The 10,342-nt window shown below is 67.0% G+C and carries 8 protein-coding genes; 3 read left to right on the top strand and 5 right to left on the bottom strand.

What is annotated here, in order from left to right; all coding sequences use genetic code 11:
* Positions 1-350: 350 nt before the first annotated feature.
* Positions 351-1,811 (bottom strand): MATE family efflux transporter, encoded by a 1,461-nt coding sequence (locus tag ACSYHF_RS05975; protein ID WP_279945892.1) that lies wholly within the window; start codon positions 1,809-1,811, stop codon positions 351-353.
* A gap of 62 nt (positions 1,812-1,873) precedes the next feature.
* Here ACSYHF_RS05975 and ACSYHF_RS05980 point away from each other — a divergent pair, with 62 nt between their 5' ends.
* Complete coding sequence (locus tag ACSYHF_RS05980) at positions 1,874-2,113, top strand: hypothetical protein (protein ID WP_111127963.1); 240 nt, start codon at positions 1,874-1,876, stop codon at positions 2,111-2,113.
* A gap of 9 nt (positions 2,114-2,122) precedes the next feature.
* A complete protein-coding gene (locus tag ACSYHF_RS05985; protein WP_005415742.1) occupies positions 2,123-2,530 on the top strand; it encodes an RNA-binding S4 domain-containing protein in 408 nt (135 codons plus the stop codon).
* A gap of 38 nt (positions 2,531-2,568) precedes the next feature.
* Here the strand turns inward: ACSYHF_RS05985 and ACSYHF_RS05990 are convergent, their stop codons facing one another.
* The 4 genes from ACSYHF_RS05990 to ACSYHF_RS06005 all read right to left on the bottom strand — a co-directional run bounded on the left by ACSYHF_RS05990 (position 2,569) and on the right by ACSYHF_RS06005 (position 8,229).
* On the bottom strand, positions 2,569-3,171 hold the full coding sequence (locus tag ACSYHF_RS05990) for a DUF937 domain-containing protein (RefSeq protein ID WP_065178082.1): 603 nt from the start codon (positions 3,169-3,171) through the stop codon (positions 2,569-2,571).
* Positions 3,172-3,278: 107 nt separating this feature from the next.
* Entirely contained in the window at positions 3,279-4,922 is a 1,644-nt protein-coding gene (locus tag ACSYHF_RS05995) for a catalase (protein ID WP_005415744.1), read from the bottom strand.
* Positions 4,923-5,111: 189 nt separating this feature from the next.
* Positions 5,112-7,703: a DNA mismatch repair protein MutS gene (gene mutS, locus ACSYHF_RS06000; RefSeq protein WP_005415745.1), complete on the bottom strand. Its 2,592-nt coding sequence runs from the start codon at positions 7,701-7,703 to the stop codon at positions 5,112-5,114.
* A gap of 133 nt (positions 7,704-7,836) precedes the next feature.
* Positions 7,837-8,229, bottom strand: coding sequence for a barstar family protein (locus ACSYHF_RS06005; protein ID WP_053498144.1), 393 nt, complete (start codon positions 8,227-8,229; stop codon positions 7,837-7,839).
* Positions 8,230-8,651: 422 nt separating this feature from the next.
* Here ACSYHF_RS06005 and ACSYHF_RS06010 point away from each other — a divergent pair, with 422 nt between their 5' ends.
* Positions 8,652-10,340, top strand: a complete 1,689-nt coding sequence (locus ACSYHF_RS06010) for a ShlB/FhaC/HecB family hemolysin secretion/activation protein (protein WP_425604999.1) — start codon at positions 8,652-8,654, stop codon at positions 10,338-10,340.
* The last annotated feature ends 2 nt before the right edge of the window (positions 10,341-10,342 follow it).

Here is a 10,342-nt window from a genome sequence, read left to right on the forward strand (position 1 = left end):
CGGAGGGGTTTGAAGTTGCCGGCCAGCGGCCGGCACTACCGTGGTAATCCCCGGTGGCGGAGAAGCGGTAGAGCCGGCCGCTGGCCGGCTGCTTTGCGATGCTTGCGGAGGGGTTTGAAGTTGCCGGCCAGCGGCCGGCACTACCGTGGTAATCCCCGGCGGCGAAGAAGCGGTAGAACCGGCCGCTGGCTGGCTGTTCTGCGATGCTTGCGGAGGGGTTTGAAGTTGCCGGCCAGCGGCCGGCACTACCGTGGTAATCCCCGGCGGCGAAGAAGCGGTAGAGCCGGCCGCTGGCCGGCTGTTTTGCGATGCTTGCGGAGGGGGGGGAAGTTGCCGGCCAGCGGCCGGCACTACCGCAGCGGTGCGGCATCCGGGTCGGCCACCGGCGAGGGTGGGCAGGCGGGAATCTCAGAGGGCGTGGCCAGTTCTTCGGCATGCGAGGGCTTGCCCATCATCTTCGCCTTGCGCCAGCCGCCCCAGCGGTAATACGCCAGCGACAGCAGCATCGACACCAGCGAGCTGACCGGGAAGCTCAACCAGATCGCATCGGCGCCCCAGTACGGCTGCAGCAGTTCGGCGAACGGCACGCGCACGCCCCACAGCGAGCCAGCCAGGATCAGCAGCGGCGGAATCACCGCGCCGGTGGAGCGCACTACGCCGGAGATCACGAAGCTGACGCCGAAGAACAGGAACGAGCCGATCACTACGTGGTTGAGGTGGCGCGCGACCTCCAGCGCTTGGCTGGCCGGTGGCAGGAACAGCGCCAGCAGCTGGCGATCGAACAGCACCAGCGGCAGGATCAACGCGCCGGTCAGCAGGAAGTTGAACAGCACGCCCTGGCGCGCGGTGCCGCGCACGCGATCCCAGCGCTGCGCCCCCACGTTCTGTGCGGCCATCGAAGAGCACGCTGCACCGATCGCCATCGCTGGCATCTGCAGGTAGTTCCACAGTTGCAGGGCAGCGCCGTAGCCCGCGCCGGTGTCGGTCCCGTACTGGTTGACCATGGTCATCAGCAGGATCACCGACAGCGAGATCAGCACCATCTGCAGGCCCATCGGCACGCCCTTGACCACCAGCGCCTTGAGGATGGTCATGTCGAGCTTGAACAGGCGCATGTCGGCGCGGCCCAGCCACAGGGTGTGGCGCTTGTGCCGCATGTACAGCAGCAGGCCGGCCAGCGACAGCGTCTGCGCGACCAGCGTGGCCCACGCCGAGCCGGCGATACCCAGCGCGGGAAACGGCCCCATGCCGAAGATCAGTACCGGGTTCAGCACGATGTCCAGCGCCACCGACACCATCAGGAAGCGGAACGGCGTGCGCGAATCACCGGCACCGCGCAGCGCCGCGGTGAGGAAGGCGAACGCGTACAGCGTCGGCATCGCCAGGAAGATGATCTGCAGGTAGGCCTCGGCCAATGGCAGCGAAGCGGCCGGCGTGCCCATCGCCGCCAGCAGCGGATGGGCCATGAACCAGCCGGCGAGGGCGATGATCACCGACAGGCCGATGAAGAAGGTGGCGCTGGTGCCGACCACGCGCCGCGCCTGCACGATGTCGCGCGCGCCGATCGCTTGGCCGATCAGGATGGTGGAGGCCATGCCGAAACCGAACACCGAGCCGATCAGGAAGAACATGATGTTGTTGGCGTTCGCGGTGGCGGTCAGCGCCGCCTCGCCGAGGAAGCGCCCGACCCAGACCGCGTTCACCGAGCCGTTCAGCGACTGCGCGATGTTGCCCGCCAGGATCGGCAGGGAGAACAACAGGAGATTGCGCCCGATCGGGCCGGAGGTCAGGTCAAGCGGTGCCTTGGCCATGGAGTGGTGATCGAATCCCGGGAGGCGCACACTAGCACCAAGCCGGTTTGCGGGATGTGGCAATGCATCAACGACTGCAGGTGGAGCGGAGGCTGGCGCTGGCCTTGATCAGCGTCGTATTGGCCGCATGTTCGATGGACGACCGGCTGGGTGATACCCAGATCCGGCCAACCGACCGTCCCGAGTGTCTGGTCGGCAGCCAGCGCCAGGACCTGGCCTCCGGGGGGCGGCCATTGATCGGCGGCACCGGCTGCCGGGCCGACCCGGACAATCCGCGTCCCCTCAACAAGCCACTGGAGTAGCCTGCCCCCATGCCCGAGCTTTCCCCGCTGTCACCCAGTGTCCGCCTGGACATCTGGTTGTGGGCGGCCCGTTTCTTCAAGACCCGCAGCCTGGCCAAGCAGGCGATCGAGACCGGCAAGGTCAGCGTTGCCGGGCAGCGTCCGAAATCCTCACGCGCGGTGCGCGTGGGCGAGCAGCTTCAGGTCGACCGTGGTGAAGAGCATTTCGAGGTCCAGGTGCTCGGCCTGAGCGATCAGCGCGGGCCCGCAGCGACGGCGCAGCAGCTGTATGCCGAGAGCGAGGCCTCCAAGGCGCGTCGTGCCGAACAGCGTGCGCTGCGCATCGCCGCGCGCGATGGGTTCCAGCCGCCGGAGCACAAGCCGGACAAGCGCGCGCGCCGGTTGATCCGCGCGCTGGGCGATATTGACGCGCTGTAAATGATGCGGCGCCGGGCCGGGTCCGGCGCCCGCAGGCGTCAGCGCTTGCCGCCGAGCAGGCTGCCGCCGATCTTCAGCAGATCGCCCACGCCGAGCTGGCCGTCACCGTCCTGGTCCAGCAGGCTGCCGAGCAGGCCACCGGCAAGACCACCCTGTTGCTGCACGTGCTGCTTTTCCTGGCCAAGCGCCTGGCTGAGCGAGCCGGCATCGGCCTGGCCGCCACCGAGACGCTGGGCGAGGAAGGCCATCACGATCGGTGCGAGGATCTGCAGCAACTGGCTGGTGCGGCCGCTGTCCAGCTGGGTAGCCTGCGCCAGCCCGCTTTCGACCTTCTGCTGGCTGCCGCCGAAGATGTGGCCGAGGATGCCGGCGCCATCGCTGGCGGCACCACCGCCACCGCCGCCCAGTACCGAGCCGAGCACGCTGCCCAGGTCCAGGCCGCTGTGGTTGTTCTGCAGTGCGCCGAGCAGCGCCTGTGCGCCCTGTGGCTGCGAGGCGTTGTTGCCCAGCGCGCCCATCAGCACCGGCAGTGCGGCGCTGATCGCACCGGAGGCCTGGGTATCGCTGATACCGAGCTGCTGGGAGACCTGCTGCAGCGGCGCGCCCTGCAGTTTGGCGAGAAGTTCATCGGTCAGGCTCATCTGCGGATTCCTTGATTGGGGTGGGGCGTGCAGAAGGTACGACGCGGACCGTTAAAACGGCGACGCCGCCTCACAGGGGGGCGGCGTGCCGTACACGGGGAGGGCGATCAGAGCTCGATGTCTTCCGCGCCCGGGGTCGCAGTAGGGAAGTCCGCTTCCGGTTGCGCCGGCTTGAACGGATCCGATGGCTGGCTGGCCAGCGCCTTGAGGGCTGCGGCGACGCCGGCACCGTAGGCCGGGTCGGCCTTGCTGCAGTTGTCGATGTGGCGCTGCTTGATGAAGTCCGGTGCATCGCCCAGGGCGCGAGCGGTGTTGGCGAACAGGCGGTCCTTCTGTGCCTGGTTGTAGCTGCGGAACAGCGCACCGGGCTGGCTGAAGTAGTCGGCGTCGTCCTCACGGAAGTTCCAGAAGTCGGCGTCGCCGCGGATCTTCATCGGCGGTTCGCGGTACTGCGGCTGTTCCTGCCACTGGCCGTAGCTGTTCGGTTCGTAATGCGGCAGGCCGCCGTAGTTGCCATCCACGCGCATCGCACCATCGCGGTGATTGCTGTGCACCGGGCAGCGTGCGGCGTTCACCGGAATCTGGTGGTGGTTCACGCCCAGCCGGTAGCGCTGCGCATCGGAATAGGCGAACAGGCGTGCCTGCAGCATCTTGTCCGGCGACGGGCCGATGCCCGGCACCAGGTTGCTCGGTGCGAACGCCGACTGCTCCACGTCCTGGTACCAGTTGACCGGGTTGCGGTTCAGTTCGAACTGGCCCACTTCGATCAGCGGGTAGTCGCTCTTCGGCCATACCTTGGTCAGGTCGAACGGATGGATGCGGTAGGTTTCCGCCTCCAGCTCCGGCATGACCTGGATGAACAGCTTCCACTTCGGGAAGTCGCCCTTCTCGATCGCGTCGAACAGGTCGCGGCCGTGGCTTTCGCGGTCATGGCCGACCAGGATCTGCGCCTGCGCGTCGGTCAGCGATTCGATGCCCTGCTGGCTGACAAAGTGGAACTTGACCCAGAAGCGCTCGCTGTCGGCGTTGGTGAAGCTGTAGGTGTGCGAGCCGAAACCATGCATGTGGCGGAAGCTGCGCGGAATGCCGCGGTCGCTCATCACCACGGTCACTTGCAGCAGGGCTTCGGGCAGCAGCGTCCAGAAGTCCCAGTTGTTGCGCGCGCTTCGCAGGTTGGTGTGCGGGTCGCGCTTGACCGCTTTGTTGAGGTCGGCGAACTTGCGCGGGTCGCGCAGGAAGAACACCGGCGTGTTGTTGCCGACCAGGTCCCAGTTGCCTTCTTCGGTGTAGAACTTCAGTGCGAAGCCGCGGATGTCACGCTCGGCGTCGGCGGCACCACGCTCGCCGGCCACCGTGGTGAAGCGCGCGAACATCTCGGTCTGCTTGCCCACCTTCTCGAACAGTTTGGCGCGGGTGTACTTGCTGATGTCGTGGGTGACGGTGAAGGTACCGAACGCACCCGATCCCTTGGCATGCATGCGGCGCTCGGGAATGATCTCGCGGTTGAGGTTGGCCAGCTTTTCCAGCAGCCACACGTCTTCCATCAGCAGCGGGCCGCGCGGGCCAGCGGTCTTGCTGTTCTGGTTGTCCACCACCGGTGCGCCGAAGGCCGTGGTCATCGGCGTGACCGGATCGTCGCCGTGCTTCTGCTTCGGCGTCGTGCTCAGCTCACGCTGCTGCTGGGCGCCTTCTGCCGGCGACGGAGCGGTGTGATACGGGCACTTGGGACTGTTGTTATCGGACTGGCTCATGGCTGGCTCCTGCGGGTGAAGACGGGGTGGAACATCTTCACTCGACTTTAGCTAGGGCCAGATGAAATGAATAATCGAATGATCCGTTCAGATTGATAGATTCTGTCAATTGAAACGCAAAATCGGATTTGCAGAGACTTTCAAGAGACCTCCTGCATGGCAGCCGGAGGCCGTCTCTATGCGTTGCAGTTACAGCAGCGCTTTCAACCGGTACAGGGCTTCCAGCGCCTGCTTGGGTGTCAGTTCGTCCGGGTCGATCGCCGCCAGCGCTTCCTGCGCCTTGCTGGCCGGGGCGCTGAACAGGCCGAACTGCTGCGGCGCATCCAATGCCTGCGGCGCCAGCTCGGCGGCATGGCTTTCACCGCCGCGCTGCTCCAGCTCGGCCAGGCGCCGCCGTGCCTGCGCCACGGTAGTGCGCGGCAGGCCGGCCAGCGCGGCCACCTGCAGGCCGAAGCTGCGGTTGGCCGGACCGTCCTTCACCGCGTGCATGAACACCAGCGCTTCACCGTGCTCGACGGCATCCAGGTGCACGTTGGCAATGCCGCTGCGGCCGCCCTCGTGTTGTTCGTCGGCCAGCGCGGTCAGCTCGAAGTAGTGGGTCGCGAACAGCGTATAGCAGCGGTTCTGGTAGGCCAGGTGACGTGCGACCGCATCGGCCAGCGCCAGGCCGTCGTAGGTGGAGGTGCCGCGGCCGATCTCGTCCATCAGCACCAGCGAATGGGCGGTGGCGTGATGCAGGATGTAGCTGGTCTCGGCCATCTCGACCATGAAGGTCGACTGCCCGCGGGCGAGGTCGTCACCGGCGCCGATGCGGGTCAGGATGCGGTCGATCGGACCGATAACCGCACGGCTGGCCGGCACGAAGCTGCCGATGTGGGCCAGCAGCACGATCAGCGCGTTCTGCCGCATGTAGGTCGATTTACCGCCCATGTTCGGGCCGGTGATGACCAGCATGCGACGGTCGGGATGCAGGTCCAGGTCGTTCGGTTCGAACGGCTGCTCACGCACCGCTTCGACCACCGGATGGCGGCCACGCTCGATCTTCAGGCACGGTGCCGTTTCCAGTTCCGGCCGCGACCAGTCCAGCGCCTGCGCGCGCTCGGCGAAGGCGGCCAGCACGTCCAGTTCGCTCAGCGCAGCGGCGCACTGCTTCAACGGTTCCAGCTGTTCGCCGAGGGTGTCCAGCAGCTGCTCGTACAGGTATTTCTCGCGCGACAACGAACGGTCGCGCGCGGACAGCACCTTGTCTTCGAACGCCTTCAGTTCTTCGGTGATGTAGCGCTCGGCATTGGTCAGCGTCTGGCGACGGGTGTAGTGCACCGGCGCACGGTCGGACTGGCCCTTGCTGATCTCGATGTAGTAGCCGTGCACGCGGTTGTAGCCCACCTTCAGGGTGGGAATGCCGCTGCTTTCGCGTTCGCGCTGTTCCAGATCGACCAGGAACTGGTCAGCATGGGTGGACAGGCGGCGCAGCTCGTCCAGCTCTTCATCGAAGCCGTCGGCCAGCACGCCGCCGTCGCTCAGCTTCAGTGGCGGCATTTCGGCAATGGCGCTGGCCAGCAGCTGCGCGCACGCGTCATGCTCGCCCAGCGCGGCGTGCAGGGCCTGCAGGCGCGGCGAGTCCAGTGGCGCCAGCACCTCGCGCACGGCGGGCAGCAGCCCCAGGCCATCACGCAGGGTGGAAAAATCGCGCGGGCGCGCCGAGCGCAGTGCGACGCGGGTGAGGATGCGTTCCAGGTCGCCCAGGCGGCGGAACTGTTCGCGGATGTCGGCGTCGCTGCCGCGATCGATCAGGGTTTCCACCGCATGGTGGCGCTGCACCAGCACCTCGCGCAGGCGCAGCGGGCGGTGCAGCCAGCGCCGCAGCAGGCGGCCGCCCATCGGCGTCACCGTGCTGTCGAGCACGCCCAGCAGGGTATTGCGGGTATCGCCGTCGACGCGCGTATCCAGTTCCAGGTGGCGACGGGTGGCGGCATTCATCGCGATCGCCTCGCCAGCGGTTTCCATCGCGATCGAAGTCAGGTGCGGCAGGCGCTGCTTCTGGGTTTCCTCGACATAGCCGAGCAGGGCACCTGCGGCAGCGGTCGCGCGCGGCTTGTCATCGATGCCGAAGCCGCTCAGGTCATGCAGCTTGAAGAAGTTCAGCAGCTGGCGGCGGCCGCTGTCGGCATCGAACAGCCACGGCGCACGGCGGCGCACGCCGGTGCGCTGGCGCAGGAATTCCGGCCAGTTTTCTTCGTCGGGCACCAGTAGCTCGGCCGGCTCCAGTCGGGCCAGTTCGGCTTCCAGCGCATCGTCGGTTTCCACTTCGTTGACCAGGAAGCGGCCACCGGCCAGGTCGGCCCAGGCCAGGCCGTAGCCCTGCTTCGTGCGCGACAGCGCCATCAGCAGGGTGTCACGGCGCTCGTCCAGCAGCGCTTCGTCGGTGACGGTTCCGGGGGTGACGATGCGCACCACCTTGCGTTCGACCAGGCCCTTGGCCAGCGCCGGGTCACCGATCTGCTCGCAGATCGCCACTGACTCGCCCAGCGCCACCAGCCGTGCCAGGTAGCCCTCGTAGGCATGCACCGGCACGCCGGCCATCGGAATCGGTGCGCCGCCGGAGCTGCCACGCTGGGTCAGGGTGATGTCGAGCAGGCGCGCGGCCTTGCGCGCATCGTCGTAGAACAGCTCGTAGAAGTCGCCCATGCGGAAGAACAGCAGCAGGTCCGGGTACTCGGACTTGGCTGCGAAGAACTGCTTCATCAGCGGGGTATGTTCGGCGGACTTGTCTTTGGACATGGGACTCGTGGATCTGGGCATCCGGCCGCGCCGGATGGCGGCCGCAGCGGAGCGGGTACAGGGCCGTCCATGGTAACTGCTGGGGCGCAGGGCTGCCGCCACCGGTGGCAGGCCGGTACGGCACGTAAAGGAGTCAGGCCGGGACCAGCGTGATCTGCCGGTGGCTGGTGAAAATCTCCATGACGATCTCGAAGTAGGTCGGGCCTTCGCCCCGTTGCAGGGCCTGCAGCTGGTGGGCAATGGCCTGCGTATTGAAACTGCCCGGTGTGTCCAGCTTTGCCTGCAGCCATTGGCGGGTGGTCTCCATGCCCAGGGCCGTGCGGCTGTGGGCAATATCGCGCCAGATCAGCGTGGCCTGCGCCTGGCCGGCCAACGCGCCATAACTGCCATGCAGCAGGTCGTCCAGCGCATCCAGGCTTGGCCCGAGCTGCCACGCCTCGCCAGCCATGAACACGCGGTTGATCTCCGCGTACAGGCTGGCGATGTCATCGATGGCGGCGCCTTCAATCTGTAGGACGATGGTCATGCGCCGACTGTAGCGTGGCCCGCGCGCAGGGCGTGTGCGACTGAACGGAATCGCTTTGCGGGCGTGGGCCGTGCACTGCATACTTCGCAGCTGCACTTCGCTGCACGGCTGTCGTGCAGCCGCATGCGCCGCTTTGCAGGCACGAGGCGAACGCTCGTTCCGCAACCTGCCAACGCTTTGCCGCGAGCCCTTGCACCGGGCTGACGCGCGCCCTGCGGAAATTCATCCTTCAGAAACTCCCGCGCCGGCCGATCTGTACTGCGGCATTGCGCCTGTCGCGCGATGCCGTGGCTGTCCATGGTGGCGCAGCCTCGGTTCACGTTCCTGCAGCACTGCGGCTGGCAGGACGATTTCGAATGGAACGTAGCGTGGAAACAGGGAAGAAGCACCCGGGGCCGAGGCTCCATCGTGGTTGGTCGTTGATGCTCGCCGTTGCCGCATGGCCGGCGACCGCCCAGCAGGCCGGTGATCCCGCCGCGCAGGAACTGCTGCGGCAGCAGGAGCGCGAACGCGTGCTGCGCGAGCAGCAGGAACAACGTCCCGACGTCCGCCTGGAGCGGGACGCGCAGAAGGAGAGCGACCGCCTGCCGGCGCAGGAGCACCCGTGCGTACGCATCGATCGCATCGTGCTGGAAGGCGAAGACAGCCAGCGCTTCGGTTGGGCACTGGCGGCGGCCGACCCGACGGACGATCCGGCCACTGGCCGTTGCCTGGGAACCGAAGGCATCAACGTGGTGATGAAGCGTGTGCAGAACGCGATCATCGCCCGTGGCTATGTCACCACGCGCGTGCTGTCGGCACCGCAGGACCTCAACCAGGGCACGCTGGCGTTGTCGGTGGTGCCGGGCCGGTTCCGCGAGGCCGTGTTCTCCGACGCGCAGGGACGGCATCCGGTCCTCGCCAATGCACTGCCGATCCGCAGCGGCGGCCTGCTCAACCTGCGTGACATCGAGCAGGGGCTGGAGAACCTGCAGCGCGTGCCCACCGTCAGCGCCGACATCAAGATCGCGCCGGCCGACGGCGAGGGCGCGGCGCCAGGCCAGAGCGACCTGCAGATCGACTGGACGCAGCGCTCACCGGTGCGCGCCAGCGTCACCCTGGACGATGCCGGCAGCCGCGGCACCGGCAAGCTGCAGGCCAATGCCACGCTGTCATTGGACAATCCGCTGGGCCTGAACGAGCTGTTCTACATCAGCGCCGGCCGTGGCGTGTTCAACGGCCGCGGCAAGGACACCGACAGCTGGACCGCGCACTACGACGTGCCCTACGGCTATTGGCTGTTCGGTGCTACTGCCAGCGCCTACGACTACAGCCAGAACGTGGTCGGTGCCTTTGAACGCTACGAGTACAGTGGCCGCAGCCGCAACGCCGAAGCGCGGGTGGACCGGCTGCTGCTGCGCAATGCCAAGGTCAAGTTCAGCGCCTACGCGCGCGGCTGGCAGCGCGAGTCGAAGAACTACATCGACGATACCGAGATCGAAGTGCAGCGCCGCCGCACCGCTGGCTGGGAACTGGGCCTGACCCACAAGCAGTTCATCGGCACTGCCACGCTCGATGCCAGCGTGGCCTACCGGCGTGGCACGGGCGCCTTCCACGCACTGCGTTCGCCGGAAGAGATGGCGCAGTTGTGGGACCCGACGTTGCCGCTGGAAGGCACCTCGCGGATGAAGCTGATCACCGCCGACGCGCAGTTCAGCGTGCCGTTCCAGCTGGGCAAGCAGCGCCTGCGCTACACCGCCGCATGGCGGGCGCAGTGGAACCGCACACCGCTCTCGCCACAGGATCGCTTCGCCATCGGTGGCCGCTATACCGTGCGCGGTTTCGACGGTGAAAGTTCGCTCAGTGGCGAGCGTGGATGGTCGCTGCGCAACGATCTTTCGCTCGGTATCGGGGGCGGCCAGGAGTTCTACGTGGCTGCCGACTACGGCCGCATCGGCGGCCCATCCGCGCAGTGGCAGTCCGGCCATGACCTGGCCGGCATGGCACTGGGCCTGCGCGGCGGCTGGCAGCAGCTTTCCTGGGATGGCTTCGTGGGTTCGGCGCTGCACAAACCCGCCCATTTCCCCACCGACTACACCACATTCGGCTTCAGCCTGGCCTGGCGCTACTGATC

The sequence above is a fragment of the Stenotrophomonas maltophilia group sp. P373 genome, from assembly GCF_053295075.1.

Excerpts from the sequence above, each read along its gene's own strand:
- ACSYHF_RS05980 (WP_111127963.1), top strand. The coding sequence starts at position 1,874 with ATGCATCAACGACTGCAGGTGGAGCGGAGGCTGGCGCTGGCCTTGATC.
- ACSYHF_RS06010 (WP_425604999.1), top strand. The coding sequence starts at position 8,652 with ATGCTCGCCGTTGCCGCATGGCCGGCGACCGCCCAGCAGGCCGGTGAT.
- ACSYHF_RS05975 (WP_279945892.1), bottom strand. The coding sequence starts at position 1,811 with ATGGCCAAGGCACCGCTTGACCTGACCTCCGGCCCGATCGGGCGCAAT.
- ACSYHF_RS05990 (WP_065178082.1), bottom strand. The coding sequence starts at position 3,171 with ATGAGCCTGACCGATGAACTTCTCGCCAAACTGCAGGGCGCGCCGCTG.
- ACSYHF_RS06005 (WP_053498144.1), bottom strand. The coding sequence starts at position 8,229 with ATGACCATCGTCCTACAGATTGAAGGCGCCGCCATCGATGACATCGCC.
- ACSYHF_RS05995 (WP_005415744.1), bottom strand. The coding sequence starts at position 4,922 with ATGAGCCAGTCCGATAACAACAGTCCCAAGTGCCCGTATCACACCGCT.
- ACSYHF_RS05985 (WP_005415742.1), top strand. The coding sequence starts at position 2,123 with ATGCCCGAGCTTTCCCCGCTGTCACCCAGTGTCCGCCTGGACATCTGG.
- mutS (WP_005415745.1), bottom strand. The coding sequence starts at position 7,703 with ATGTCCAAAGACAAGTCCGCCGAACATACCCCGCTGATGAAGCAGTTC.